This is a genomic window from Amycolatopsis sp. AA4, from assembly GCF_002796545.1.
Lineage (GTDB): Bacteria > Actinomycetota > Actinomycetes > Mycobacteriales > Pseudonocardiaceae > Amycolatopsis.
In genome coordinates this window covers 6,678,196-6,704,366 of the sequence record NZ_CP024894.1, presented here as the reverse complement: position 1 = coordinate 6,704,366, position 26,171 = coordinate 6,678,196, and the positions used below count along the sequence as shown (strand labels likewise).

29 protein-coding genes are annotated in these 26,171 nt (G+C 70.7%); 19 read left to right on the top strand and 10 right to left on the bottom strand.

The features are described 5' to 3' along the window. Positions 1-74: 74 nt before the first annotated feature. From CU254_RS30795 to CU254_RS30775, 5 genes are read left to right on the top strand one after another with little or no spacing between them, the layout of a single operon-like run. Positions 75-836, top strand: coding sequence for a DeoR/GlpR family DNA-binding transcription regulator (locus CU254_RS30795; protein ID WP_009082446.1), 762 nt, complete (start codon positions 75-77; stop codon positions 834-836). After that, on the top strand, positions 833-1,777 hold the full coding sequence (gene pfkB / locus CU254_RS30790; protein ID WP_009082444.1) for a 1-phosphofructokinase: 945 nt from the start codon (positions 833-835) through the stop codon (positions 1,775-1,777). The genes CU254_RS30795 and pfkB overlap by 4 nt, the downstream gene beginning before the upstream one ends. After that, positions 1,774-2,226 carry a PTS sugar transporter subunit IIA gene (locus tag CU254_RS30785; RefSeq protein ID WP_009082442.1) on the top strand — a complete coding sequence of 151 codons (453 nt, stop codon included), beginning with the start codon at positions 1,774-1,776 and terminating at the stop codon, positions 2,224-2,226. The genes pfkB and CU254_RS30785 overlap by 4 nt, the downstream gene beginning before the upstream one ends. 1 nt (position 2,227) lies before the next feature. Beyond that, positions 2,228-3,688, top strand: a complete 1,461-nt coding sequence (locus CU254_RS30780; protein WP_009082440.1) for a PTS fructose transporter subunit IIC — start codon at positions 2,228-2,230, stop codon at positions 3,686-3,688. Beyond that, complete coding sequence (locus tag CU254_RS30775) at positions 3,681-3,977, top strand: HPr family phosphocarrier protein (RefSeq protein ID WP_009082438.1); 297 nt, start codon at positions 3,681-3,683, stop codon at positions 3,975-3,977. The genes CU254_RS30780 and CU254_RS30775 overlap by 8 nt, the downstream gene beginning before the upstream one ends. Positions 3,978-4,024: 47 nt before the next feature. Here the strand turns inward: CU254_RS30775 and CU254_RS30770 are convergent, their stop codons facing one another. Beyond that, positions 4,025-5,848, bottom strand: coding sequence for a long-chain fatty acid--CoA ligase (locus CU254_RS30770; protein ID WP_009082436.1), 1,824 nt, complete (start codon positions 5,846-5,848; stop codon positions 4,025-4,027). A gap of 145 nt (positions 5,849-5,993) precedes the next feature. Between CU254_RS30770 and kynU the strand changes: the two genes are divergently transcribed. From kynU to CU254_RS30740, 6 genes are all read left to right on the top strand, one after another. Next, positions 5,994-7,184 carry a kynureninase gene (kynU, locus tag CU254_RS30765; protein WP_037715336.1) on the top strand — a complete coding sequence of 397 codons (1,191 nt, stop codon included), beginning with the start codon at positions 5,994-5,996 and terminating at the stop codon, positions 7,182-7,184. A gap of 234 nt (positions 7,185-7,418) precedes the next feature. Then, positions 7,419-7,709 (top strand): hypothetical protein, encoded by a 291-nt coding sequence (locus CU254_RS30760; protein ID WP_050788319.1) that lies wholly within the window; start codon positions 7,419-7,421, stop codon positions 7,707-7,709. Positions 7,710-8,055: 346 nt separating this feature from the next. Further along, positions 8,056-10,596 (top strand): nitrate- and nitrite sensing domain-containing protein, encoded by a 2,541-nt coding sequence (locus CU254_RS30755; protein WP_199841102.1) that lies wholly within the window; start codon positions 8,056-8,058, stop codon positions 10,594-10,596. Then, the gene (locus tag CU254_RS30750; RefSeq protein ID WP_009082431.1) at positions 10,596-11,012 is read left to right on the top strand and encodes a roadblock/LC7 domain-containing protein; all 417 of its coding nucleotides are present in this window, start codon (positions 10,596-10,598) and stop codon (positions 11,010-11,012) included. The genes CU254_RS30755 and CU254_RS30750 overlap by 1 nt, the downstream gene beginning before the upstream one ends. Then, positions 11,009-11,383 carry a DUF742 domain-containing protein gene (locus CU254_RS30745; RefSeq protein WP_009082430.1) on the top strand — a complete coding sequence of 125 codons (375 nt, stop codon included), beginning with the start codon at positions 11,009-11,011 and terminating at the stop codon, positions 11,381-11,383. The genes CU254_RS30750 and CU254_RS30745 overlap by 4 nt, the downstream gene beginning before the upstream one ends. Then, complete coding sequence (locus tag CU254_RS30740; RefSeq protein ID WP_009082429.1) at positions 11,364-11,963, top strand: ATP/GTP-binding protein; 600 nt, start codon at positions 11,364-11,366, stop codon at positions 11,961-11,963. The genes CU254_RS30745 and CU254_RS30740 overlap by 20 nt, the downstream gene beginning before the upstream one ends. Before the next feature lie 32 nt (positions 11,964-11,995). Here CU254_RS30740 and CU254_RS30735 read toward each other — a convergent pair whose 3' ends face one another. After that, entirely contained in the window at positions 11,996-12,439 is a 444-nt protein-coding gene (locus CU254_RS30735) for a DoxX family protein (RefSeq protein ID WP_009082428.1), read from the bottom strand. Positions 12,440-12,575: 136 nt separating this feature from the next. Here CU254_RS30735 and CU254_RS30730 point away from each other — a divergent pair, with 136 nt between their 5' ends. Continuing rightward, entirely contained in the window at positions 12,576-13,031 is a 456-nt protein-coding gene (locus tag CU254_RS30730) for an NUDIX domain-containing protein (RefSeq protein ID WP_100267152.1), read from the top strand. 32 nt (positions 13,032-13,063) lie between these two features. On the opposite strand, the gene CU254_RS30725 is transcribed toward CU254_RS30730, so the two are convergent. The 4 genes from CU254_RS30725 to CU254_RS30710 form a co-directional block, all read right to left on the bottom strand. Continuing rightward, the gene (locus CU254_RS30725; protein WP_009082426.1) at positions 13,064-13,720 is read right to left on the bottom strand and encodes an HAD family phosphatase; all 657 of its coding nucleotides are present in this window, start codon (positions 13,718-13,720) and stop codon (positions 13,064-13,066) included. 35 nt (positions 13,721-13,755) lie between these two features. Further along, positions 13,756-14,556, bottom strand: a complete 801-nt coding sequence (locus tag CU254_RS30720) for an alpha/beta fold hydrolase (RefSeq protein WP_009082425.1) — start codon at positions 14,554-14,556, stop codon at positions 13,756-13,758. Between the two features lie 121 nt (positions 14,557-14,677). After that, on the bottom strand, positions 14,678-15,808 hold the full coding sequence (locus tag CU254_RS30715) for a metallophosphoesterase (protein ID WP_050788318.1): 1,131 nt from the start codon (positions 15,806-15,808) through the stop codon (positions 14,678-14,680). Between the two features lie 413 nt (positions 15,809-16,221). Beyond that, a complete protein-coding gene (locus CU254_RS30710) occupies positions 16,222-16,635 on the bottom strand; it encodes a DUF1992 domain-containing protein (protein ID WP_009082419.1) in 414 nt (137 codons plus the stop codon). A 118-nt stretch (positions 16,636-16,753) separates the two neighbouring features. Here CU254_RS30710 and CU254_RS30705 point away from each other — a divergent pair, with 118 nt between their 5' ends. Together CU254_RS30705 and CU254_RS30700 are read left to right on the top strand one after the other, a co-directional pair. After that, positions 16,754-17,557 carry a TetR/AcrR family transcriptional regulator gene (locus CU254_RS30705; RefSeq protein ID WP_037715327.1) on the top strand — a complete coding sequence of 268 codons (804 nt, stop codon included), beginning with the start codon at positions 16,754-16,756 and terminating at the stop codon, positions 17,555-17,557. Positions 17,558-17,615: 58 nt separating this feature from the next. Then, positions 17,616-18,251 carry a LysE family translocator gene (locus tag CU254_RS30700; protein ID WP_009082417.1) on the top strand — a complete coding sequence of 212 codons (636 nt, stop codon included), beginning with the start codon at positions 17,616-17,618 and terminating at the stop codon, positions 18,249-18,251. Between the two features lie 8 nt (positions 18,252-18,259). On the opposite strand, the gene CU254_RS30695 is transcribed toward CU254_RS30700, so the two are convergent. The 3 genes from CU254_RS30695 to CU254_RS30685 all read right to left on the bottom strand — a co-directional run bounded on the left by CU254_RS30695 (position 18,260) and on the right by CU254_RS30685 (position 21,584). Beyond that, entirely contained in the window at positions 18,260-19,174 is a 915-nt protein-coding gene (locus CU254_RS30695) for an SDR family NAD(P)-dependent oxidoreductase (RefSeq protein WP_009082416.1), read from the bottom strand. A 50-nt stretch (positions 19,175-19,224) separates the two neighbouring features. Further along, positions 19,225-20,400, bottom strand: coding sequence for a lytic transglycosylase domain-containing protein (locus tag CU254_RS30690; protein WP_009082414.1), 1,176 nt, complete (start codon positions 20,398-20,400; stop codon positions 19,225-19,227). 218 nt (positions 20,401-20,618) lie between these two features. Further along, the gene (locus tag CU254_RS30685; protein WP_009082413.1) at positions 20,619-21,584 is read right to left on the bottom strand and encodes a helix-turn-helix domain-containing protein; all 966 of its coding nucleotides are present in this window, start codon (positions 21,582-21,584) and stop codon (positions 20,619-20,621) included. A 51-nt stretch (positions 21,585-21,635) separates the two neighbouring features. Between CU254_RS30685 and CU254_RS30680 the strand changes: the two genes are divergently transcribed. The 5 genes from CU254_RS30680 (at position 21,636) to CU254_RS30660 (ending at position 24,886) form a co-directional block, all read left to right on the top strand. Continuing rightward, positions 21,636-22,025 (top strand): cupin domain-containing protein, encoded by a 390-nt coding sequence (locus tag CU254_RS30680; RefSeq protein WP_009082411.1) that lies wholly within the window; start codon positions 21,636-21,638, stop codon positions 22,023-22,025. A 40-nt stretch (positions 22,026-22,065) separates the two neighbouring features. Beyond that, entirely contained in the window at positions 22,066-22,569 is a 504-nt protein-coding gene (locus CU254_RS30675; protein WP_037715325.1) for a helix-turn-helix domain-containing protein, read from the top strand. Positions 22,570-22,704: 135 nt separating this feature from the next. Continuing rightward, positions 22,705-23,217 (top strand): SRPBCC family protein, encoded by a 513-nt coding sequence (locus CU254_RS30670; RefSeq protein ID WP_009082409.1) that lies wholly within the window; start codon positions 22,705-22,707, stop codon positions 23,215-23,217. Next, a complete protein-coding gene (locus CU254_RS30665; RefSeq protein WP_037715323.1) occupies positions 23,217-24,254 on the top strand; it encodes an LLM class flavin-dependent oxidoreductase in 1,038 nt (345 codons plus the stop codon). The genes CU254_RS30670 and CU254_RS30665 overlap by 1 nt, the downstream gene beginning before the upstream one ends. A gap of 86 nt (positions 24,255-24,340) precedes the next feature. Next, on the top strand, positions 24,341-24,886 hold the full coding sequence (locus CU254_RS30660; RefSeq protein ID WP_009082406.1) for a dihydrofolate reductase family protein: 546 nt from the start codon (positions 24,341-24,343) through the stop codon (positions 24,884-24,886). Between the two features lie 69 nt (positions 24,887-24,955). Here the strand turns inward: CU254_RS30660 and CU254_RS30655 are convergent, their stop codons facing one another. Next, entirely contained in the window at positions 24,956-26,170 is a 1,215-nt protein-coding gene (locus CU254_RS30655; protein ID WP_037715320.1) for an amidohydrolase family protein, read from the bottom strand. Between the last annotated feature and the right edge of the window lies 1 nt (position 26,171).

The window sequence follows — 26,171 nt, the reverse complement described above, 5'->3', positions numbered from 1 at the left end:
TAACTGGGGATTGACAGTACGGTAACAACGGGCACAATCAAATGACAACGGGCAAACAGCGGAGAGGAACGGGCATGTACGCCGCCGAACGGCATCAGCTCCTCGCACAGCGGGCACGCCGAGACGGACGGGTCGACGTGGGCGACCTCGCCGCGGAACTGGGCGTCGCGCCCGAAACCATCCGCCGCGACCTGGGCGTCCTCGAACGCCAGGGTGTCGTCCGCCGGGTCTACGGCGGCGCGGTCGCGGTGGACCGGCTCGACTTCGAGCCCGAGGTCGCGCAGCGGGACCAGACCAACGCCGCGGAAAAGGACGCGATCGCCCGCGCCGCGCTCGACCAGGTCCCCGACCGCGGTTCGGTGCTGCTCGACGCGGGCACCACGACCAGCCGCCTGGCGACGCTGCTCCCGGCCGATCGCGACCTGACGGTCATCACGAACTCGATTTCGATCGCGTCGATCCTGGCCACCCGCCCGGGAATCACCCTGCAAATCCTCGGCGGCCGGGTCCGCGGGACAACGCTCGCCACGGTCGGCTCCGCGTCGCTGCACGCGCTCGACGGGCTGCTGGCCGATGTCGCTTTCCTTGGCGCGAACGGGTTTTCCGCCGAGCACGGTTGCACGACGCCGGATCTCGAAGAGGCCGGGGTGAAGTCCGCGCTCGTGGCCGCGGCTCGTCGCCGGGTTCTGCTTGCCGACCACAGCAAGTACGGGGCGGATCAGCTGAGCCGGTTCGCGCGGTTGTCGGAGATCGACGTGCTGATCACCGACGGCGGGATCGATGCGGGTGCGGTCGCGGAGCTGGAAGAGGCGGGTCCGGAAGTGGTGCTCGCATGATCGTCACCGTCACCCCCAACCCGAGCCTGGACCGGACCGCTCAGCTCAGCGAGCTTCGGCGCGGCGAGGTGCTGCGTGCTTCCCGAGTGCGGCTCGACCCCGGGGGCAAGGGCGTTAACGTCTCCCGCGCACTCGCCGCCGCCGGGTCGCCGACCGTGGCGTTGCTTCCGGCCGGAGGTTCGGTCGGCGAGCGGCTAGCCGATCTGCTCGCGCCGGAAGGCGTGCCGGTGGTCGCGGTGCCGATCGCGGGCACCACGCGCAGCAACATCACCCTGGTCGAAGCCGACGGCACGACCACCAAGATCAACGAACCCGGCCCGGAGATCTCCCCCGCCGAGCTGGCCGTGTTGCAGCAGCGCACCGTCGAACTCGCCGCCCGCGCCGAATGGGTCGTGTGCTGCGGCAGCGTGCCCGCCGGGGTGCCGGATGATTTCTACGCGCAGCTCGGCAAACTGGCCCGCGACGCCGGGGCGAAGGTCGCCGTCGACTCCTCCGGGGCGCCGCTGGCCGCCGCGCTCGCCGCCGGGCCCGACCTGATCAAGCCGAATCTCGACGAGCTGGCCGAGCTGGCCGGGCGGCCGCTGCCGCAGCTCGGCGACGTGGTCGAGGTGTGCCGCGGCCTGGTCGCCGACGGTGTCGGAGCGGTGCTGGTCAGCCTCGGCGCGCGCGGTGCCGTGCTGGTCGACCGCGCCGAGACCAGGCACGCGCTCGGCCCGCTGGTCGCCGTGCGCAGCACCGTCGGCGCCGGAGACGCCGCACTCGCCGGATTCCTCCACGCGGGAGGAACCGGCCCCCAAGCCCTGCGCGCCGCGGTCGCCTACGGCACCGCCGCGGTCGCGCAGGAGGGCAGCCGCATGCCCGCCCCGCAGGACGTGCACCCGGACCAGGTGCGCCTGCTCGCCGCCGATCCCACCCTCACCCTCAGCGGAGCCGCAGCATGACCACATCAGACCTGATCACCGCCGACCTGGTCGACCTCGAGCTCGCCGCCGCGGACAAGAACGCCGCGGTCCGCGCGCTCGCGGGACGGCTCGTGTCCGCCGGGCGGGTGACCGACCTCGAGCTGTTCCTCAAGGACGTCGCCGCCCGCGAGGAGCAGATGGCCACCGGGCTGGAGGGCGGCATCGGCATCCCGCACTGCCGCAGCGCCGCCGTCACCGCGCCGACGCTCGCCTTCGGCCGCAGCGCCGGCGGCATCGACTTCGGCGCGCCGGACGGTCCGGCGAAGCTGATCTTCCTCATCGCCGCGCCGGACGGCGCGGACTCCGCGCACCTGAAGGTGCTGGCCGCGCTGGCCCGCCGGCTCGTCCGCGCGGAGTTCAAGCAGACGCTGCTGGACGGAACCGATCCCGCCGCGGTCGCGACCTACATCCGCGAAGAGGTGTCCTGACATGAAGTTCGTCGCCATCACCGCGTGCCCCACCGGCATCGCGCACACGTACATGGCCGCCGAATCGCTGGAGCAGACCGCGAAGGCCAACGGCGACACGATCGTGGTCGAAACGCAGGGCTCGGCCGGTTCCGAACCGCTGTCCGCGGCGGACATCGCCGAGGCCGACGCGGTCATCTTCGCCGCCGACCTCGCCGTGCAGGGCCGGGAACGCTTCGCGGGCAAGCCGATCGTCGAAGCCCCGGTGAAGGCCGCGATCAACGACGCGGCCGGGCTCTTCGAACGGGCGAAAGCGGCCGCCGCGGAACCGCCCGCCGCCCCACCCGCCGCCGCCGCGGAACCGGAGCTGACCACCAAGGTCGGCGAGCACGACCGGCTCGGCTCGCGGATCCGGCAGTGGCTGATGACCGGCGTCAGCTACCTCATCCCGTTCGTCGCGGCGGGCGGCCTGCTGATCGCGGTGAGCTTCGCGCTCGGCGGGTACCAGATCGCCAACGCGCCCAAGGTCACCGAGCACTTCGACGCCGGTTCGCTCGCCGGCTGGGCCGCGCTGATGTTCCAGATCGGCAGCGTCGCGTTCCAGTTCCTGGTGCCGGTGCTCGCCGGGTTCATCGCGTTCGCGATGGCCGACCGGCCCGCCATCGCGCCCGGTTTCGTCGGCGGCGCGATCTCGGTCGCCATCGGGGCCGGCTTCCTCGGCGGCCTGGTGGCCGGGCTGTTCGCCGGCGGCGTCGTGCTGGGGCTCAAGAAGATCCGCGTGCCCAAGGCGATGCGCGGGATCATGCCGGTGGTCGTCTACCCGCTGCTCGGGACCGTGGTGGTCGGCGTGCTGATGTACGTCGTGGTCGGCAAGCCGATCGCGATCGCGACGACCGGTCTCACCCACTGGCTGAACAGCCTGAGCGGAACCAGCGCGGTGCTGCTGGGCGCGCTGCTCGGCCTGATGATGGCGTTCGACATGGGCGGTCCGGTCAACAAGGCCGCGTACGCGTTCGCCGTCGGCGGCCTGACCACCGGCAGTGCCGGTTCGCTGCAGATCATGGCCGCGGTGATGGCCGCCGGAATGGTGCCGCCGCTCGCCCTCGCGCTCGCCTCCACCGTGCGGAAGAAGCTGTTCACCGCCGCCGAGCGCGAGAACGGCCGGGCCGCGTGGCTGCTGGGCGCCTCGTTCATCACCGAGGGCGCGATCCCGTTCGCCGCGGCGGATCCGTTCCGGGTGATCCCGTCGATCATGGCCGGTTCGGCCGTCACCGGAGCGCTGTCGATGGCTTTCGGCGCGACGCTGCGCGCGCCGCACGGCGGGATCTTCGTGGTTCCGCTGATCGGGAACCCGCTGCTGTTCCTGGTCGCGCTCGTCGCCGGGACGCTGGTCGCCGCCGCTTCGGTGGTCCTGCTCAAGCAGCTGCGGTTCCGTTCCGCGGAGTCGGCCGCCGCCGTTTCCGCCCATCCGGTCAATGCCTGAGGAGGCTCTCGTGTACCAACGCCGCATCGTCGTCGCCAGCAGCGTGGGGCTGCACGCCCGTCCGGCCGGGCTGGTCGCGCAGGCCGCCGCCGCCCAGCCCGCGAAGGTCCGCATCGCCAAGGTTTCCGGAGGCGCGGCAGGCGACCCGGTCGACGCGGGCAGCGTGCTGAGCCTCATGACGCTCGGCGCCGCGCACGGCGACGAGGTCGAACTCAGCGCGGACGGCGACCAGGCCCGGGAGTCGGTCGATGTGCTGGTCGAGTTGATCGCCAAGGATCTGGACGCCTGAGCTGTCGGGGAGACGGTGCGGCCGGGGTTGTCCCGGCCGCACCGTTTTCACGCGTAGAGCGAGGCGATGTCGGGGCGGTAGCGGTCGTTGATCACCCGGCGCTTGAGCTTGAGCGTCGGGGTCAGCTCGCCGGTTTCGGGTGTCCACGCGGTGGTGAGCACCTGGTACTTCTTGATCTGCTCCGCGCGTGCCAGCCTGCTGTTGGCTGATTCGACGGCGCGGGCGATCTCCGCCTGGACCGCCTCGTGCGCGGCGAGCGCGTCGATCCCGTCCGCTTCGACGCCGTTCGCCGCGGCCCAGCCGGGCGCGATCTCGTCGTCGAGCACGATCAGCGCGGTCACGTACGGCCGCCCGTCGCCGATCGCGACTGCCTGGCCGATCAGCGGGTGCTCCTTCAGCAAGCCCTCGATCCGGGTCGGCGCGATGTTCTTGCCGCTCGAGGTGATGATCAGTTCCTTCTTGCGGTCGGTGATCGTGACGTAGCCGTCGTCGTCGATCGTGCCGATGTCGCCGGTCGCGAACCAGCCGTCGGCGTCGGTGGCCGATTCGATCGTGCCGTCCGCCTGCAGGTAGCCGAGGAACACGATCGGACCTCGGACCAGCAGTTCGCCGTCCTCGCCGGTCTTCACCTCGACGCCGTCGATCGGACGTCCGACGGTGCCCGCGCGGAACGCGTCGGCGCTGTTCGCGGTCGCCGCGCCGGTGGTTTCGGACAGGCCCCAGACCTCGCGGATCTCGACGCCCAACCCGGCGATGAAGTACAGCACTTCCAGTGGCAGAGCGGCCGCGCCGCTGGAGGCGATGTACAGGTTGTCGAACCCGAGCAGCGCGCGCACCGGCGCGAGCACGGTCTCGTCGGTCTTCGCGATGCGCTCGGCGAGATCGGCGGGCACCTCCTTGCCCGCGCTGCGGAGTTTGTAGCCCTCTTGCAGGAGTTCGTTCGCCGAGACGAGCGCCTCGCGCCGGTCCTCGGGCAGGCCGGCGAGCATGTTCTTCAGGCTCGCCACCATCTTCTCCCACACCCGCGGCACGCCGAAGAAGCTCTGCGGATGCACCTGGCCGAGGGCGGTGACCACGTCGGACGGATTGCCGACGGTGTGCACGTGGCCCGCGGCGACGATCGGGATGTAGATCGACAGCGCGCGCTCGGCGATGTGCGCCAGCGGCAGGTACGCGATGTTCGTGGAGTGCATCGGGACGTGGTGCAGCGAGTGCACCGCGATGCTCTCGTGGATCGCGTTGCGGTGGGAAAGCACGACGCCCTTGGGATCGCCGGTGGTGCCGGACGTGTAGATCATCGCGAGCGGGTCGTCCGGGCGGATCGCCTGCCACGCGCGGTCGAACGCCTCGGGGTCGGCGGCGAGCGCGGCTCGGCCGGCTTCGCGCACCGCGGAGAAGGAGACGAACCGGTCGTCGCCGTCCGGGATCGCGGATTCGTCCATCACCGCCACGCGGCGCAGCGCGGGCAGGTCGTCGAGCACCTGCCGCCAGCGGGACACCTCGTCGGCGCCGGCGAGGACGACGACCGGCGCGGCGCTGTGCCGGGCGACGTAGCGGATCTGGTCCGGGCTGAGCGTCGCGTACGCCGTGCACGGGATGGCCGCCAGGTGCACGGCGGCGAGGTCGGCGACGAGGTGGTCCGGCGAGCTGGGAGCCATGATCAGCATCCGGTCGCCCGCGGCGAGGCCGAGCCCGGCGAGCCCCCGCGACACCTCGGCGATCGCGGTCCGGAACTCGCTCCAGGTGAGCGTCGGACGGCCCTCGAGATCGAGCGAGGTGAGCGCGGGCCGGTCGCCGTGCTCGACGGCGTTGCGCCGCAGCAGCAGCGGGATGGTTTGGCCCTCGGCCTGTTCGGCGATCGACTGGGTCAACGCTGACCTCCTCCGGTGGTGCCTGGTCAGGCCACTGTAGGTCGTCGAAGCGGCGGCAGATAGAGAATCCCGGCCAGCCTGGGTCTCGATAAGACCGCCGTCGTCCGGTTAGCTGAGGGGAGAACCGGAGTTTCGAGGAGCGTCGATGACCGAATCCGCTGTGCGCAGCGAAAGCCTTGCCGACGAGGCGGCCGCGCTCGATGCCGCCGACCCGCTCGCCGCGAAACGCGCGGAGTTCGACCTTGACCCGGAAGTCGCGTACTTCGACGGGAATTCCCTTGGCGCGCCGCCGAAACACGTCGCCGAGCGGGTGAGCCAGGTGATCCGGCAGCAGTGGGGGCGGCGGCTGATCCGGTCGTGGACCGAGGGCTGGTGGGAAGCCCCGCAGCGGGTCGGGGAGCGGATCGCGCCGCTGGTCGGGGCCGCGGCCGGGCAGGTCGTGGTGGCGGATTCGACGAGCGTGGACCTGTTCAAAGTGCTCGTCGCGGCGGTGCGGGCGAACCCTGGTCGCGACGAGCTGCTGGTCGACGCGGGAACCTTCCCGACCGACGGCTATGTCGCCGACCAGGCGGCCCGGCTCACCGGGCACACCGTGCGGCGCGTGCCGGTGGCGGAACTGCCCGGCGCGGTGAGCGAGCGGACCGCCGCGGTGCTCGTGAACCACGTCGACTACGTCAGCGGGCGGCTGCACGACATGCCGTCGGTCACCGAAGCCGTGCACGCGGCCGGCGCGCTCGCGGTGTGGGACCTCTGCCACAGCGTCGGCGCGATTCCGGTTCGGCTGGACGCGTGCGGCGTCGACTTCGCGGTGGGTTGTACGTACAAATTCCTGAACGGCGGACCGGGTTCGCCCGCGTTCGTCTATGTGGCACAACGCCATCAGGCGGAATTCGATCAGCCGCTCGCCGGATGGGCCGGGCACGCGGATCCGTTCGGCATGGAACCGGGGTACCGCGGCAGCGCGGGGATCGCGCGCGCCCGCGCCGGCACGCCGGACATCCTGTCGATGCTGGCGCTCGACGCCGCGCTGGACGTCTGGGACGACGTCGACCTTTCCGTGCTGCGGGCGAAAGGCTTGGCGCTGGGCGATTTCTTTTTCCGGTGCGCGGACGAACTGCTGCCCGGAGCCGACATTCCGACCCCGCGCGAGCACACGCGGGGACACCAGGTTTCGGTGCGCGACGCGGGCGGCCAGCAGACGATGAACGCGCTGCACGAACGCGGGGTGCTCGGCGATTTCCGGCCGCCGGACGTGCTGCGCTTCGGGCTGGCCCCGCTGTACACGACTTACGCCGAGGTGCTGCGGGCGGTGACCGTGCTGCGCGAGGTGCGCTGAAAAGAATTCGCGCGATGTCGCCGCGAGGTCCGCGCGAATCCGCTCGGGTTCGCGCGGAACGGTCCGGATTCGCGGGTCCTGGGTGAACAATCGGTGTCCGGCTCGCCCCTTTGGGTGATCGACGGGCGCGCCGCGCGCTGCCCGGCGGGTATGCTCGGTGCCTGTTTTTTCGCGGACCGGAGCCGATCGGGGAGGCGGCGCCCGCCTCGCGAATCCGGGGCGGAAGGGGCCGAAATGATCGAGAGCCGCGGTCGGGAAGTGCCGCTTTCGTATGTCGTGACCCTGCTCGTCGGCGTGGCCGTCGGGTTCGTGCTCGCGCGTTTCGGCGGGCTGGTCGCCCGTTATCCGGTCGAATCGGCGCTGGTGGCGGTGCTGGTCGCGTCCGTGGCCGTGCTGGCGTGGGCGTGCCGGGAGATGCTGCACGATCTGCTCCGCCGCGACCGCCCGGCCGGTCCGGAGGAAACCGGATCCGCGGCCGGTCCGCGGCTTTCCCCGCACCGGCCGCCGAATGGCGTCCGGCGCTGAATTCCGGAAATCGGTCTCGGTTTTCCGTTCGATTCCGCCGCCGTTGCGGAAATGCGCATGAGTTTCCCGTGAGTTTTCGCGCGCTCGCGGTCGTGACGGACCTCACGCGCGGCTGCCCGGCGGGCAGCGAGCGCGCCGGTGCGATCAAGGTCACGTCCGGTGGTGATCAGTTTTCCAAGCACCACAGCGGGTTACTAGCAGGTAACAAGAGGATGACGGCAACCCGGGTCCGGACTTGACTCGCCCGTGAAGGTTGCTTACCGTCGTCGCGGGCAACGCAGACCACGGTGAACTGTGATCCGGCTGGTCGGACCGGTGCGAGGAAAACACCGAGGACCCGAATACCATGGCAGGGCCGGAAGGAAAACGGATCACGGTGAAGCAGAATTCCGGGCGAAACGGCCGCGGGTCGTCTATTCGTTCTCGCGTGCTCGCGATCGCGTTGATTCCGAGTGCCGCGCTGCTGCTGGTGGGTATCGCGCTCGCCGGATACCTGATTTTCGACGCGACGCAGGCGCGGAGTTACGCGCAGAAGATTCGCGGTTCGGAAGGCCCCGGCATTCCGTTCCTGCTCGCCGCGGAACAGGAACGGCAGCTGTCGATGAGCGTGCTCGCCGGACAGGACGCCGCGCGCGCCGCGCTGCTGGCCGTCCGGCCGAAGACCGACGCGTCCGCCGCGCAGATCACCTCGGTGCTGGAGGGCAACTTCGCCACCGACTCGAACGTGCCCGCGAGCGTCAAGCAGAACATCGCCACGTTCGCCGCGCTGGAAGCGAAACTGCCGCAGCTGCGCCAGCAGGTCGACTCCGGACAGGTGCCGCGGCTCGAGGTGTTTTCCTTCTACAACCAGATCATCGACCAGTTCACCCAGGGCGTCGCCGGTCTCGCGCAGGGCGCGCGCGGCGCGGACAACGCCTTCGCCCGGCTGTCCGCGATCCCGATTTTCAACGCGGCCGAGGAAATGCAGCGCAGCGACGCCTTGGCGGCGGCCGGGCTCGCCTCGGGCGGGTTGTCCGGCGACGAGCAGCGCGCGTACCTCGGCCAGATCGGCGCGTATCACGCCCAGCTCGAACAGTCGGTGCCGCAGATGGTGCCTGAGGTGCGGGCGAACTACGACAAGCTCGTCTCGAGTCCCGCGTGGACGACCGTGACGCAGGTCGAGAACGCCTTGCTGTCCGGCGCGAAACAGCTTCCGGTGCCGCTGGAGCAGTGGCGGACCGACGCCAAACAGGTCGCCACCACGCTGATGACGATGTTCGCCGCGCAGAGCGCGCACGCGACCAACGCGGCGATCGCCGACGCGGACGACACGCTGCGGAACTCGATCATCGCGGGCGCGGCGGCGGTGCTCTTCGCGCTCGCCGTGGTGCTGGTCGCGCTGCGGCTGTCGAACCGCTTCATCGCCCGGCTCGCCCGGCTGCGCGAGGACACCCTCGACGCGGCCGAGGTGCGGCTGCCGGAACTCGTCGGCCGCGTGCGCGCGGGCGAACCGGTGGACCTCGACGAGGGCGGGCACCTGCTCGACCACGGCACGGACGAGATCGGCGAGGTGGCCGAGGCGTTCAACCTCGCGCAGCAGTCCGCGCTCGCCGCCGCGGTCGAAGAGGCCAAGACCCGGCAAGGCACGAAGGCGGTGTTCCTCAACATCGCGCACCGCAGCCAGGTCATCGTGCACCGGCAGCTGAAGGTGCTGGACGCCGCCGAGCGCAAGCAGGAGGACCCGGACCAGCTCGACACGCTGTTCCGCCTCGACCACCTCTCCACCCGCGCCCGGCGCAACGCGGAGAACCTGATCATCCTCGGCGGCGGCCAGCCCGGACGGCAGTGGCGCAATCCGGTGTCGCTGGTGGAACTCGTCCGCGGCGCGGCGGCGGAAACCGAGCACTTCGCGCGGGTGAAGACGGCGAAGCTGCCGGAGGTCGCCGTGCGCGGGCCGGTCGTCGGCGACCTCGTGCACCTGCTCGCCGAGCTGATCGACAACGCGACGTCGTTCTCGCCGCCGGAATCGCGCGTCGAACTGCGCGGCAACGTGGTCGGCAAGGGCGTCGTGATCGAGGTCGAGGACCAGGGGCTGGGCATCGAGCCGGAGCAGGCCGACGAGTTCAACGCGATGCTCGCCGACCCGCCGGACTTCGGGATCATGGCGTTGTCCGACGAACCGCGGCTGGGCCTGTTCGTGGTCGCGCGGCTGGCGTCGCGGCACGGGATCTCGGTGCACCTGCGCGACTCCGCGTACGGCGGGACCCGGGCGATCGTGTTGGTGCGCAAGGATTTGCTCGCGCCGCTCAGCGAGACCGAGCCGCCGGAGGCCGCCGCGGAGTCCACTTCGGACTCGGACGGCGTGCCCGAGCTTTCCCGGCTCGCGGTGGAGCCCTCCCGGCCGGCTCCGGAACCGCAGCGACCGGAATTGCCGCGGCGGAAGGCGGCGCGCCCGGCTCCCGAACCGCAGCAGGCGGAACCGCCGCAGCGGTCGCGGATCGCGCCGGAACCTCGGGTCGCGCCTGAGCAACAACGGCCGGAGCAGCAGCGGCCGGAGTTGCCGACCCGGCGCGCGATGCGGCCGGCCGCCGAGGCGCCGCCGGTCCGCCCGCCGCACAACCGGGAGCAGCGCCCGCCCGCGGACAACGGCCGCGCGCCGCGTCCGGCGGTCGAGAACGGCCGGGCCGCGCCGCCGCGTCCGCCCGGACGTCCGCCGCTGCCGCAGCGGCGCAGGCAGCAGAACCTCGTTCCGCAGTTGCGCGGTGACCGGCCGGCGCCGGAATCCGACGACGTCCGCGAGGATTCGCCGGAGCAGGCCCGTTCCCGGCTCAGCGCGTTCCAGCAGGGCACCCGGCGGGCCCGCGAGGCCGATCCCGGGCACGACAACAGGTACGGAGATCGCGACTGATGGCGAACAACGGCGTCAACGAGCTCGACTGGCTGCTCGACGACCTCGTGCAGCGGGTCGCCGGAGCGGACCGCGCGGTGGTGCTGTCCGCGGACGGGTTGCTGATCGGCCGGTCGGGCAATCTGTCCGAGGCGGACGCGGAGCACCTGTCCGCGGTCGCGTCGGCGTTCCAGAGCCTCGCCCGCGGCACCGGACGGCATTTCGGCGGCGGCAACGTGCGGCAGACGATGGTCGAGATGGACCACGCGTTCCTGTTCGTCACCGCGGCCGGACGGGGCGCCTGCCTCGCGCTGCTGGCCGGGGTCGACGCGGACATGGGCCTCGTCGCCTACGAGATGAACCTGATGGTCAAGCGGGTCGGCGCGGTGCTCACCGCGGCGCCGCGGGCCGGAGCGGTCCAGCGGACCTCGCCATGACGGAGCGGGGCCGCGAATCCTGGTACGAGGACGAGGCCGGTCCGCTGGTGCGGTCCTATGCGGTCACCGGCGGGCGGACCCGGTCCGACACCCGCGGGCTCGACCTCATCACGCTCGTCGTCGCGCTGCGCGCCGCGAGCGAGACGCCCGGCCTCGAACCGGAGTACTCGCGCATTCTTTCCCTGTGCCAGCGCCCGGTTTCGGTCGCCGAGGTGGCCGCGCGGGTCGACCTTCCGCTGCCGGTGGTGAAGGTGCTGCTGAGCGATTTGATAGAGCGCAATCTCGTGCTGTTCCGCACCGCGACGCCGGTGACCGACGCCCCCAGCCCCCACGTACTCCAGGCGGTTCTCGATGGCATCCGGAAACTCTGAGCCCCGCCGGTCGCTCACCGCGCAAGCGGTGAAGGTGCTCGTCGCGGGCGGCTTCGGGGTTGGCAAGACGACGCTGGTCGGTTCGGTCAGCGAGGTGCCGCCGCTGCGCACCGAAGAGGTGATCACCGCCGCGTCCGAGGGCGTGGACGACCTCTCCGGCGTCGAGGGCAAGACCACCACGACGGTCGCGCTCGACTTCGGCCGGATCACCATCAACCCCGAGCTGATCCTGTACTTGTTCGGCACGCCGGGGCAGGACCGGTTCTGGTTCATGTGGGACGAACTGGCCGAGGGCGCGCTCGGCGCAGTGGTGCTCGCGGACACCCGGCGGCTCGAATCCTGTTTCCCCGCGGTGGATTTCTTCGAACAGCGCGGGTTGCCGTTCGTGGTCGGGGTGAACTGCTTCGACGACGCTTACCGGTATGGCACTGAGGAAGTCCGCGGGGCGCTGGATCTGGATCCGCAGGTGCCGCTGCTGCTGTGTGATGCGCGGGAGCGGGACTCGACCAAGCAGGTGCTGACTGTGCTGATGGAACACGCGTTGGGGCGGGCGATGCTCGTGAGCGGCAACCCCGGGTAGGTTTCCCGGGATTGCCGCTCTCTGCGGGTGTTTCAGCGACGGCGCAGCTGGTCCAGCGAGGCCGCGCCCGGGCCGACCACCGCGATGGTGAGGAAGATCCAGGCGTAGAGGGCGGCGGGTTCGCCCATGTTGTGCAGGGGGAGCAGGCCTTCCGGGGCGTGCACGGTGAAGTAGGCGTAGGCCATGACGCCGGAAAGCACGGTCGCGGAGACGCGGGTGAAGAGTCCGGCGAAGACGAAGATCGCGCCGATGACCTCGATCAGGCTGGCCCAGTAGCCGGGCCATTGGCCGAAGGGGACCGCGCCGCCCGCGTTGTCGATGCCGCCGAAGAGGCCGAAGCCCATCAGGCCGTGGCAGAGGAAGAGGAAGGACACCACGGCGCGGAAGAGGGCCAGGACGGCGGGGCGGACTCGGTCTGCGAGGGGCTTCGTGGCGTCGGTCGTCGTCTGGGCGGTCTTGGGGGCGGTGGTGGTCATCTTGGGTCCCTCCCGGGTGGCTGTTGGGTGCCTTCTGCCTATGCGTCGAACTGGGTCGGCTTGGATCGACACAGTGCCGGGAAGTTTTTTCGGGGTGGTGTTTGGGCTGGTCAGCGGGGGCTGGCAGGGTGGGGGGATGGTGGTCAGGCGTAGTGCTGGGGTGTTGGTTTATCGGCGGGGCGCGGGTGGGGTGGAGGTGTTGCTCGCGCATATGGGCGGGCCGTTTTGGGCCAAGAAGGACTTGGCGGCTTGGTCGTTGCCCAAGGGGGAGGTCGAGGACGGGGAGCCGGTTGAGGTGGCTGCTCGGCGGGAGTTCGCTGAAGAGCTGGGGGTTCCGGTTCCCGAGGGGGAATGGGTTTCGCTGGGGGAGGTTCGGCAGTCCGGGAAGGTCGTGACTGCTTGGGCGGTCGAGGGGGATCTTGATCCGGGTGCGGTGGTGCCTGGGGTGTTCGAGATGGAGTGGCCGCCTCGGTCTGGGCGGATGCAGGAGTTTCCTGAGGTGGATCGGGTGGAGTGGTTTTCTCTCGAGGTGGCTCGGGAGAAGCTGGTCAAGGGGCAGCGGGGGTTTTTGGATCGGCTGGAGGGGTTGTGAGTCGGCGGCTTCGTATCGGGGTGTGGGTGCTGCTACTCGCTGAAACGTTGCAGCAGTGTGCTTAGCGTGGTGGTGGTGAAGGAGGGGAGGACTAGGTCTGCTTTGGCGAAGTCCAATTGTGCAGTGATGGGGTTGGGGACTGCGATGGTGGGGATTCCGGCTGCTTTTGCTGCGCTGACGCCGTGCGGGGAGTCTTCGAACGCCAGGGCTTCTTCTGCGGTTACGCCTAGGGTGTGCAGGGCTGCCAGGTAGGTGTCTGGGGCTGGCTTTGGGGTGTGGCGGTCGCCGGTTTCTACTGCGGTGAAGTGATGGGCCAGTCCTAGGCGGTCTAGTTGGCCGTGAACCCAGGTGGCGGAGGAGCTGGAGGCGACGCCTAGTGCCAGGCCGCGTTGGGCGGCTTCGTCTAGGTAGTCGAGTACGCCTTCGCGTGGGCCGTCTTCGGCTAGGAGTTCGTGTACCCGGGCGCGCATTGCGGGGCGCAGCGTTTCCGGGTCGACGTCTTCTACTTCTTCGGCTAGCAGTTTGAACATCGTCGCTGCGGTGTTCTGGGTGCCGATGACGGTGTGCCAGACGTCCAGGGGCAGTTCGACTCCGTGGCCGGCGAACATTTCTTGCCAGGAGCGCAGTACCGCTGCCTCGGTGTCGGCCAGGGTGCCGTCGAAGTCGAAGATCAATGCTCGCGTGGCCACGTTCGCAGCTTGCCTCACCGGGGTGGCGGCGGGGGTCAGTTCGTGGCGAAGAACTCCGCCAGGACCGGGGCGAGTGCGGCGGTTTTCACCAGGTGGGTCTGGCCGGGCAGGGTGCGGTAGGCGGCGTGCGGAAGCTGGGCCGCGGCCGCTGCGACGCCGTTGCGCATCCACTCGGGACTCTTGCTGCCGTCGAGGATGAGGGTGGGGGCGGTGATTCCGGACCAGCGGCCGTCGGGGAGCGGGCGGCCGGCCTGGTTGTCGTCCATGACCTGGGCGTCGTAGGCCAGGGTGTGGGCCACGCGCTTCATGCGCGGCCACGCGGGCATCAGGCGCATCATCGCGACCATCAGCGCGGGCAGTCCGACGCCTTCGACCATGAACGTCTTGATCGCGTCGCCCGGTTTTCCGGCGGCGATGGCGGCTTCGAGCTTCGCCTGGTAATCGGCCGGGACGCGTTTGCGGGTGTGGTCGACGACGAACGGCGGTTCGTACACCGCGACCTTCTTGACCGGCACGCCGCGGTGGGCGGCTTCCAGCACGAGGGCGGCACCGGACGAGATGCCGTACAGGCTGATCTCCCCGCCCGCTTCCTTGGCCAGCGCGGCGATGTCCTCGATCTCGCGCTCGACGTCGTACGGGGCGGTGTCGCCGCTTTCGCCTCTGCCTCGGCGGTCGAACGTGTAGACGGTGAAGCGGTCGGAGAGGGCTTTGGCGAGATCGTCGTTCGGGGTCGAGGTGCGGTAGCAGAGCGCGCCGTCGACGAGGACGAGTGCGGGGCCGGAGCCGATGCGGGAGTAGGCGATCTGGGTGCCGTCGGCGGACGTGACGGTGGGCATGGGTTCCTCCTCGGAGCGGGTGCCGTTGGGGAGAACTTTCGCATCCGATGGTTCAAGTTGTCAAGACAAAAAAAGTAGTCGGCGGGATCTGCTGGTGCGGAGAGGGGGCGGTGCTGGGGGTTCAGGCGCTGCGGAGGGTCAGCAGGGCGATCTCGTTCGGGGCGAACACCCGGAAGGGCGGGCCCCAGAAACCGGAGCCGCGGCTGTTGTACAGCTGGGTCGGGCCGTGCCGGGTGAGGCCGGACAGGGTCGGCTGGTCCAGGCGCACGAGGAGGTGGAACGGCCAGATCTGGCCGCCGTGGGTGTGGCCGGAGATCTGCAGGTCGACGTTCTCCTCGCGGGCCTGCGCGACCTGTTTCGGCTGGTGGGCGAGCAGGACCACGGGGACGTCCGGGTCCGCGCCGTCGAGGGCGGCGGCCAGGTCGGGGCCGTGGCCGGGCAGGCCGGAGGCGGCTCCGGTGGGGTCGTCGATGCCGGCGAAGAGCAGGCGGGCGCCGTCGCGTTCGAGGAGGGTCGAGCGGTTGTGCAGGGTGTCCCAGCCGAGGCTGGCCAGGTGGTCCAGCCAGGCCTGCGCCTCGCCGAAGTATTCGTGGTTGCCGGTGATGTAGAACCGGCCGAGCGGGGCCTGCACGCCGCCGAGCGGGTCGACCTGCTTGCGTCGTTTGGCGACCGAACCGTCGGCGAGGTCCCCGGCGTGGCAGACGACGTCGGGCTGCAGCCGGTTCAATTCCGCGACCAGGCGCTCGGACCAGCGGGTGCGGTCGAGCGGGCCGTAATGGGTGTCGGTGATGACCGCGACGCGCAGCCCGTCGAGCCCCGGGCCGAGCTTCGGCAGCACGACGTCGACCGCCTTCACCGGCGGCACCCGCATGGCGATCCGGTTCCCGCTGACGAGCAGCACCGCCGCGACGGCGAGCGTGACCCCGGCCGCGATCCTCGGCCGCGCGGGATCGTCCACTCCGGACACCAGGAGGACCAGCCGCAGCCCGTGCGTGAGGACGCTCCAGGTGAACAGCACCCAGACCGTGCCGAGCAGGACGTCCCCGACCCGCGCGGCGGCGTCGCTCTGCTTAGGACCGTGCCCGAGCACCATGAGCACCGGGAAACTCAGCGCGGCTGCGGCGAAAACGACCGTGCCCGCGACGGTGGCCGCGACCGGCCAGTCCGGCAGCAGCACGAGCACCGACCACGGCTCCCCGAACAACAAGAGCACCGCGGCGACCACGAAGGCAGCCCGACGAACTCCGACCACGGTTCTCTTCCCTTCGCGCTGGTGCTACCCAGCGTAGCCGCATCTGGGGAGTGGGGCCGGAGCGTGAGCGGGCCGCGAGTGTGACGCGAGTGGGTTGGGGTGCGGGGAATCGTGCCGGGGCGGCGGCCGGAGGTGCGCGCGGGTCTGGCGGGGTGGGTTCGGGAGTGGGGCGGAGAGGGCTGGTGTGGTGCGGCGGGCGCAGAGCTGCGGCCCGCGCGTCTGGCCGCCGCGGAGTTTCGGGAGCGGGCGGCGAGGTTGGCGCGGGGCGCGCGTCTGACCGGGGGAGCGGCGGACGCAGGGCGCAAACCGCGCCTGGCCCCGGTGAAGTTCCCGGAGCGGCCGCAACCGTGTTGCGGCGACTCGATAAAACGGGCACGGTCTCCAGGGCACAGCCCGGATTCACCGTGCGTCGCTCAGGATTCTCCCCGCCCCGCGCGCCAGCTGGCGACCGTTTCCTCCACGTCCAGCGGACGGGCCCGCAACGCCGGACCGTTCTGGGGCAGCGCGTGGGCCTTGCGGATGCGGGCGTTCAGGTCCTCGACGATTTCCCGCACCTTGGCTTCCGAACGGACCTTCGCCAATTTCCCCGGCAGGTCTTGGATTTCCCTCGGCAACGCGAGCGACGGCGGCAGGAACGCGGCCACGTCGAGGTCGCCTTCGCGGGCGCGGCGGATCGCCCAGTCGGTCGCGGCGTCGCGGCCGCTCGGGGGCGGCAGCGGTTTTCCCGCGCCAGGAAGGTCTTCGAAGTCGCCGCGGGCTTCGGCGGCGGCGATCTGCCGGTCGACCCAGGTGCCGTACGACACGCCCGGTGGTTTGCGTTCCGTCACCGGAACCACCTCCCTCGCTGCCCAGCGTAGCGGCCAGTCCGCCGGTGCGGAGGGGACGAAGGTCCTGAAACGCCAGGTAAGATCCCACGCTGACCGTACGAGGCCGGGAGGGGACGCGATGACCGTCGAGCACGAGGGCGACGGTCCCGAGGCCGCGCGCGAGGAGGTGGCGCGCACGCTCGCGCTGCTGTGGCGCGACTGTGCGGGAGCCCCGGAACCGTCCGCCCGCGGCAGGCGGCCGACGCTCACGATCGAGCGGATCGTCGCGGCGGCCATCGCGGTCGCCGACGCCGAGGGGCTCGTCGCGACGTCCATGCACCGCGTCGCGAAGGAACTCGGGGCGGGCACGATGACGCTCTACACCTACGTTCCCGGCAAGACCGAGCTGATCGACCTGATGGTCGACACCGTTCTCCGCGAACGGAATCTCCCTGGCCCCGGCGAACCGCGGCCGGACGACTGGCGGGCGCAGGTGCGGGTTTACGCCGACCGCACGCGCGACATCTACCGCCGGCATCCGTGGCTGCGGGAGCGGTCCCGGGTCCGGCCCGCCCTCGGTCCCGGACAGCTGGCCGGGCAGGAATATCTTCTGTCCATTATGGAGAGTCTGGGCCTGCCCGCCCGCGAGGTCGCCGCGGCGGCCTCCGCGGTCGCGGGCTATGTGGACGCGAACGCGGCGGCCGAGGCGGAGAGCGTCCACTTGGAACGGACCACCGGACAGTCCAATGAGGCTTGGTGGGGACAGCGTTCTTCGTTCTGGTACACGTATTTCGACGTCGAATCCCATCCGGCGATGAACCGGACGTGGCTCGCTGGCGGGTTCGAAAAGCCTTCCGCGGAGCAGGCGTCGGACGCGTCGGAGTTCGGCTTGGACCGGCTTCTCGACGGGATCGCCGCTCGGATCGATCAGGTCGGCAAGTAGCGCGCCGCCGGGAAGATTGACCTGGACCGAATCCGGGATACGCCGGGATAATGCGCGAATGTCGTCACTCGTGGCTTTCGCGGCCTTGTCCGTGGTGTTGGTGATCATTCCCGGCCCGGCGGTCATGCTGATCCTCAAGAGCGCGGTCGCCCGCGGCCGCGCCCCGGCCCTGCTGACCGCGCTGGGAGTGCTGGCCGCCGACCTGGTGTGGGCGGGCGCGTCGGTCGCCGGACTGACCGCGCTGCTGGTGTCCTCGCAGGTGGCGTTCGACGTGGTCCGGTACCTGGGCGCCGCTTACCTGATCTTCCTCGGCATCAAACTCCTGGTGACCCGCTCCTCGGCGGCTCCCGCCGGACCCGACGTGGCGGCGTTGAGCACCGGCCGGCCCCGCAGCGGGTGGCGCGCGTTCCGGGAAGGACTTCTCAGCGATCTGTCCAACCCCAAGACCGTCATCGTCTTCACCAGCGTCATTCCGCAGTTCCTCCACCACGGCGCGCGACCGGCCGACACTCTGGTCCTCGGCGCGGCGTTCGCGGTGATCGGATTCCTCTCCCTGACCAGCTACGCCCTGGTCTTCAGCGCCGCGGCCAAGATGCTCCGCAACGCACGGGCGATCCGCGTGATTCTCCGCGCCGGCGGCGCGATCCTGGCGGCGTTCGGCGTCGGTCTCGCCGTCGAGCGTCCCGCTGGGTGAACAGAAAGTCAGGAACCCCCGAGCGCGAACCGGATTCCGGTCGCTTCCTCGGAAAGCTCCCACAACCGACGGCCTCGCGCCGGATCCCGGGAAGCGCCGACCACCGTCCCCAACCGCGGGCGGCCCACCGCGCCGAACGCCGGGCCGTAGCAGGAACCGCCGGTAGCAGCGGGATCGACCGCGGCCCGGACTGCTGGCCACGCGCCGCGGTCCTTCCCGTGCGTAAAGGGCGCGAGGAAGCGCATCACCGGCACTGGCTGGGTGATTCCCGGCCGGGCAGGGCTGGTCCGCTCGAGGCTGAACCCGGGATGTGCGAGGACCGACCGCACCGGCGAACCCGCGGCACGCAAGCGTCGGTCGAGTTCCATCGCGAACGACTGCACCGCGTGCTTCGACAGCGCATACGCGCGGAAGTCCGAGTACTTGCGCGAACTCTGCAGATCGTCGAGGTCGTACGGATACATCCGGGTGATCAAGCTGCCCATCACCACCACCCGCGCGGACGACGCGGTCAGCACCGGCATCGCTAGCGCGGTCAGGGCGAAGTGGCCGAAGTGATTGGTCCCGACCGCCAGTTCCAGGCCCTGTTTCGTGGTCCGGCGCACCGGGCCGGGGCCGGTGATGCCCGCGTTCTCGATCAACGCGTCCACGCGGTCCAGACGGCCGAGCGCCTCGACGGCGGCCGGGACGGAATCCAGGTCGGCGAGGTCCAGCGGGATCGTGCTCAGCGAAGCCGAGCCGACGCGCGTGCGGACCATCTCGACGGCCGTGCGCAGTCGCGCCGGGTCTCGGCCCAGCAGGGCGACGTGGGCTCCGGCGGCGGCCAGCTGTTCGGTGATGAAGTAGCCGATCCCGGCATTGCCGCCGGTCACCGCGTAGCACCGGCCAGCGAGATCAGGCAGGTGCCCGGGATTCCACGCCACGATCGCTCCCCCGTAGTCCGGTTACCGACCGGACTATACGAACGCCGCCGTCAGTGCGTCGGCGCGGGCTGCGTGGTGGTGCTGGAAGTCGTGGTGGAGCTGGACGTGGTCGGGTTCGCCGGGGCGGAGGTGGACGGCGAAGTGCTGGTCGTCGGCGTCGGGCTGGTCGACGTGGTGCTCGCCGGGGTGGAAGGCGTGGTCGGCGCCGAGCTGGTCGGCTTCGCCGGGGTCGAGCTGCTGCTCGGCGCGGTGCTGCTGCCGGGAAGCTGCGTCGGGGTGCCGGGCTGCTGGCTCGGCGGGGCGGGAGTGACCGGCGGCGGCGCGGGCGGGGCGGCGTCGCCTGCCGGGCTGCCCGCGGCGGCTTCGACCGCGCCGGGCCCGGGCGGGGCTCCGATCGGGACCTGGCTGTCCGGCAGCTTCGAAACGCCGTTGCGGTAGCCGTACGCGTAGGCCATCACAGTGTCCACATAGGACTGCGAGTTGTTGTACCGGCGCACCGCGAGGCGCTGGTTGGCGTCGCTGGAGAGGTCCAGACCGCCGGAGCACAGGTAGCGCGCGGTGGCGAGCGTTTCGTCGTAGACGTTGTTCGGGTCGGAGATGCCGTCGCCGTTGCCGTCGGAGGCGTAGGACGCCCAGGTCGACGGGATGAACTGGGTCGCGCCGACCGCGCGGTCCCACACCGGGTCGCCGTCGTAGCGGCCGTGGTCGGTGTCGCGGATCGCGGCGAATCCGCCGGAGCCGTCGAGGACCGGGCCGAGAATGCGTTCGAGGGTGTTGCCCCTGGCGTCGACGTAGCCGCCGCGGGCGTGGTTCGACTCGACCCGCCCGATGGCCGCGATCAGCGCCCAGTCGACGTGGCAGCCGGGCTGTTCGCGGGCCATGATGTCGGCCGCGTTGCGGTAGGCGCGCAGCATGCTCTCCGGGATGCCCAGCGGACCGGCGGTGGTCGCCGAACCGGGGCCGTTCGGGTAGCCGGGAACGCCGAGGGCCTGCGGGACCGGCGGCTGCGGGAGGCTGCCGTCCACGCCGATCGGCGGGAGCGTGATGCCCGGCGGCAGACCGGGGACGCCGGGCGCGGCCTGGGCGGCCGACGGCGGCTCAGCGGCGCGCAACGCCACCGGGATGCCGGACGACGTCACCGTCGGCAGCACCACGAGCGCGCCTCCGGCGAGGGCGGCGAAAGCCCGGCTCCGGGCGTTCCTTCCCTCCAGGCGGCGTCTGGCCATGCGTGTCTCCCCGTTCGGTTGCCGGTCTGCGGCCAAGCTAGCGGATCAATCCGCGCTTCGGTGAGGGGTCGGCGGATTTCTGTCCTTTCCGGCCAACTTTCGTTCGTCTGGCATAAAACCTTCGACGGGTTCCGGTCATCGGGGCTTAACCGGGATTTCGCGGATTAGGCCGAATGGAGCAATCCATTCGTCGGGTCCACTGTGGACCGCGGGCGGGATTACGCCGCCGGGCCGAACCGTTTGCGGTATTCGGACGGCGACAGGCCGGTGTGCCTGCGCAATTGCAGCCGGAGGTTCGCGCCGGTGCCGAGCCCGGCGCGCGCGGCGATGCGGTCCAGACCATGTTCGCCGCGTTCGATCAGCCGGCGGGCCAGCGTCACGCGTTCGGCGGTGAGCCAGGCGAGCGGCGTCGTGCCGAGTTCGGCGCGGAACCGGCGGTGCAGGGTGGCGGCGCTGGTCGACGCGCGGGCGGCGAGGTCGGTGACCGCGAGCGGCTGGTCGAGGTGCCGGCGGGCCCATTCCAGCACCGGCGCGAGCGAGGCGTCCGGGATCTCCGGCACCGGGCGTTCGACGAACTGCTGCTGGCCGCCTTCGCGGTGGCCGGTGAAAACGAGGCGGCGGCTGACCGCGTTGGCGATTTCCGCGCCGTGGTCGCGCTGGATCACGTACAGCGACAGATCGAGCGCCGCCGCGCTTCCGGCGGCAGTGAGAATTGTGCCGTCTTCGACGAAGAGGACGTCCGGCTCCAGCCGCACCCGCGGGTAGCGCGCGGTGAACGCCTCGGCCCACTGCCAGTGCGTGGTGGCCCGCCGGTCGTCCAGCACGCCGGCCTCGGCCAGGGTGAACGCTCCGGTGCAGAAGCTCATCAACCGCGCGCCCCGGGCGTCCGCCCGCTGGATCGCGGCGAGGATTTCCGGGTCGGCGGGGGTCTGCGGATCCGGCCGGTTCGGGACGATCACCGTGTCCGCGGCGTCGACCGCCTCGAGGCCGGCGACGTCGGCGAGCGTGAAGAAACCGAGGTGCATCCGGACCTGTCCGCCGGGCGCCGCGAGCGCGAAGTCGTACCACGGCCGCCGCAGTTCGGGACGGCGCAGGCCGAACAGTTCGGTCGCGACACCCATTTCGAACGGATTCGAGCCGTCGCCGACGATCATCACGACGCGGTGCGAGGATCCTTTCGACATATGCGATTCCTAGCACTCCCGGGCGCGCGAGGCCAGGCCCAAGATCGAACTATGACAACTCAGCCCCTCGACCTGCGGGCCGTGCTCGCCGGCTTCGACGCCCCGTGGAGTCCCCGGATCGTCGCCAACGTCAACGACTACGACATCCGTCTCGCCCGGTTCTCCGGCGAGCACGTGTGGCACAAGCACGACAACACCGACGAGTTCTTCCTCGTCCTCGACGGCAGCATCGAGATCGGCCTGCGCGAACCGGACGGCGAGCGGACCGTGACGCTGACCCGCGAACAGGCGTTCGTGGTCCCGCGCGGCACGTTCCACAAGCCGTCGTCGAAGGAGGGCGCGGTGGTGCTGCTCGTGGAGCCCGCCGGGACGCTTTCGGTCGGCGACGAGCACGAAGAAGTGCCCGACACTGTGGACGTGACCGTCGGGCATCGCGTCTGACCTGCTGGGTTGCACTGTGGGACGGCGTACCCTCGCGGTCATGAAACGCACTTCCTTCGCGCAGTGGCCGTGCTCGATCGCCCGGACCATGGACCTGCTCGGGGACTGGTGGACGCCGCTGGTGCTGCGGGACGCGTTCTACGGCGTCCGCCGCTTCGACGAGTTCCAGCAGGCCCTCGGCATCGCGCGCAACACCCTCGCCGACCGGCTGCGCAGGCTGGTCGACGAGGGTCTGCTGGAAAAGCGTGCCTACCAGGCCGAACCGGTGCGCTACGACTACGTGCTCACCGAGAAGGGGCGCGATTTCTGGAGCGTGCTGGCCGCGATGACGGCCTGGGGCGACCGGTGGCTGGCCACCGAGGCGGGCCCGCCGATCGTGCTGCACCACGAAACGTGCGGGCACGACACGACCGCGACCGTCGTGTGCGCGGATTGCGGCGAGCCGCTGTCCGCCGAAGACACCCGGATGCGGCGCGGGCCGGGCTTTCCGGAGCGTCTCGCGCAGCGCCCGGACGTCCAGGCGAGGTTCGCGCCCCAGGAGTAGCGGTCCGTGAAGGACTCCTTGAGGGAATCAGATTCCCTCAAGGAGTCCTTCACGGCTTTTGGCCCGGGGCGATTGACACCGTCAGTCTCGTTACGCAACTATGCTGGTCGAGACGCTAGCGGAGGAGGAACCACGATGGAGTGGACCGGCGCGCGGTACGCGGACGCCCCGACCGTGCAGGTGGACGCGTGGATCGACGGCTCGCCCGAGCAGGTCTGGCGGTTCGCCTCGGACGTCGAGCTGATGCCGGAGCTGAGCGGCGAACTGCAGTCGGTCCGGTGGTGCGACGAGGGTTCGGCGCCGGCGCTCGGCCGGTCCTTCGTCGGGCACAACCGCCACCGGATGCGCGGCGACTGGGAAACCACGTCCTACATCGTCGAATGCGAAAAGCCGCGCGTTTTCGCCTGGGCGGTCAGCGATCCGGCCAATCCGACCGCGGTCTGGCGGTTCACCCTCGCCCCGGAAAACGGCGGCACGCGGCTCACGCAGTGGGCGCAGATGGGGCCGGGGCCGTCCGGGGTCACCGAGGTGATCGCGCGGATGCCGGAGAAGGAACAGAAGATCGTGCACGTCCGGCTGAGCGAGTTCGAGGCCGCGATGACCGCCACGCTCGGCGCGATCAAGGACCGCGTCGAGGCCGCCGGATGATGCGCGCGGCCACCACCGTCGAGGCGTCGTCGGGCTGGCCGGACACCCGGGATTTCGTGCTGGAGGCGGAAAAACTGGGGCTCGGCGAATGCTGGGTGGCCGAGGCGTGGGGTTCGGACGGGCCGTCGGTGCTCGGCTACCTCGCGGCGCGCACGGACCGGATCCGGCTCGGCTCCGGGATCATGCAGCTCGGCGTGCGCACGCCGGTCGCGGCCGCGCAGGCCGCGCTGACCTTGGCCGAGATGTCCGGCGGCCGGTTCGCACTGGGGCTGGGCGCGTCCGGTCCGCAGGTGGTCGAGGGGCTGCACGGGGTGCCGTTCGCGCGCCCGCTGACCCGGATGCGCGAGACGGTGCAGATCATCCGGAGTGCGTTCGCCGGGGAGAAGATCTCGTTCGCCGGCAAGGCTTTCCAGATCCCGTTGCCCGGAGAGTCCCGCCCGATGCGGCTGTCGACAGCGCCGAACGAGGACATCCCGATCTACCTGGCCACGCTGTCGCCGCGCATGCTGGAACTCACCGGCGAACTCGCCGACGGCTGGCTGGGCACGAGCTTCGTCCCGGAGGGGGCCGACGCCTACTTCCGCCACCTCGACGCAGGGCTCGCGAAAGCCGGTCGCAGCCGCGGCGATCTCGTGGTGTGCCAAGGCGCGGAGGTCGCGTTCGCGTCCGATGAGGACGAACTGCGTCCGATGGTCGCCGGGCGGAAGAAGGAGCTGGCGTTTTCGTTGGGCGGCATGGGTTCGGCGAGCACGAACTTCTACCACGACGCGTACCGCAGGCAAGGTTGGGCGGACGTCGCGGCTGAGGTGCGGCAACGCTGGCAGTCCGGCGATCGCGACGGTGCGGCCGGGTTGGTCACCGACGAGATGGTGCTCGCGACGACGTTGATCGGCACCGAGGACATGGTTCGCGCGCGGTTGAAGGTGTGGCGTGCGGCCGGGGTCGACACGGTTCGGCTGTATCCGGCGGGGGAGACCCTGGAGGAACGGCTGGCGACGCTGGGCCGGGCACTCGAGTTGGTAACGGAAGTGCCCTGACAGACCAAGTATTGGGCCAACCGGCTGCGTCGGCGGGTCCGGCTGCGCCATAGTGGCGGCGATCCCGAACCCCAAGGAGCCGCTCGATGCGCAAGATCGTGTCCACTTTGTTCGTCTCGCTCGACGGCGTGGTCGAAGCGCCGGACCAGTGGTCGCTCTCGTACTGGAACGACGAGCTCGAACACGCGGTGGGCGACGGCATGGCGGACGCCGACGCGATGTTGCTCGGCCGCGTGACCTACGAGGGCTTCGCCGAGGCGTGGCCCGGACGCACGGACGACCCGGGCGCGGAGTTCATGAACAGCGTGCCGAAGTACGTCGCGTCCACCACCCTGACCGCGACGGACTGGCACAACACGACGCTCCTGCGCGGCGACCTCGGCGAGGCGATCGCGGACCTGAAATCCGGGGCGGGCGGCGACATCATGACCAGCGGAAGCACCACGCTGGTGCGCTGGCTCCTGTCGCATGGGCTGGTGGACGAGCTGACCCTGCTGCAGTACCCGGTGGTGGTCGGCAAGGGGCGGCGGTTGTTCCCGGCGGAGGGACCGCAGCTGGACTTCGTGCTGGCGGACACGACGGCGTTCCGCAACGGCGTGCTGCGGCTGGTTTACCGGCCTTCCGACGAGTAGCTATGTCTACAAAGGACTCGGGCGCTCCCCGAATCCGGCTCGCCGAGCGGGATTCGGGGAGCCTCCGGGTCATTCCGCCAGGCGGGCGCCGCGACGCCAGATGGCGCGGGTGTTGAGCGTGTCGCTGATGTTGCTGGTCGGGTCGCCGTCGACGAGCAGGAGGTCGGCGCGCAGTCCTTCGGCGACCCGGCCGCGGTCGCTGAGGCGGAAGCGGCGGGCAGCGGTCGCGGTGGCGGCGCGCAAGGCTCGTTCCGGGGTGAGACCGGCTTCCACGAGGTACTGCAGTTCGTGGTGCAGGCTCGCCCCGTGCGCGAGACCCCCGAAGAACGTCTCGGGCATCGAGACGTCGGTGCCGGCCAGCACGTCGACGCCAGCGGCGTCCAAGGCGCGCACGGTGCCGTACACGTCTTCGAGCTTGCCCTGCGGATAGCGGTTGTAGCTGGAGCGCAAGGTTTCGTCCCACTCGCGGTCGAGCCGCGAGGCGACCCGGGGGTCGTCGGCGAGCGCGCTGCCGGTGATTCCCATCAGCGAGGCGTTGAGGGTGATGCAGGGGATGACGAACATGCCCGCGTCCTTGACCAGGCGGATGATCTCCGGGGTGTGCGGCTCGTCCATGAACACGTGGGCGAGCCCGTCGATGCCCGCTTCGACGGCCATTCTGGTCGCCTCCGCGGTCAAGGCGTGCGCGACGGTGAGGGCGCCGTACTTCTTGGCTTCCGCGACCCCGGCGTTCACGGTGGCCTGGTCGAGACACGGCAGTCCGGGATGTCCTTCCACGCTGCCGTCGTCGATCATGAACTTGATGAAGTCCGAGCCGCGGGCGAGGAGCTGCGGGACGAAGGCGGCCGCTTCCTCGGGCGTGGTGGAGAACGGCATGACGGGCATGACCGGCGGGAGCTCCCACTTCGGCCGGAATCCCTCGGGCATCAGCTCGCTGGGATGACCGCCGGGCGGCGTGATGCCGAAACCGGCGGACCGCACGTCGGCCACGGTGTCGTCGTCGGTGAGGTGCGCCCGGTTCTCCCGGGTGTTCATCCCCTGCATCTCCAGCTCGGTCGTCACCCCGAACCGCAGGGCCAGCGCCAGCGAACCCGGGGCGGAGTGGACGTGGGCGTCGATGAGCCCGGGCAGCAGGGTGGCTCCGGCGCCGTCGACGATCTCGCTGCCCGCGGGGATCTCGCCGCCGACCTGGACGATCCTCGTGCCGTCGAGGACCACAGTCCGCACGCCGAGGGACTTTTCCCCGTCGAAGAGCCGGGCGTTGGCGATCGCGGTGAGTGTCATG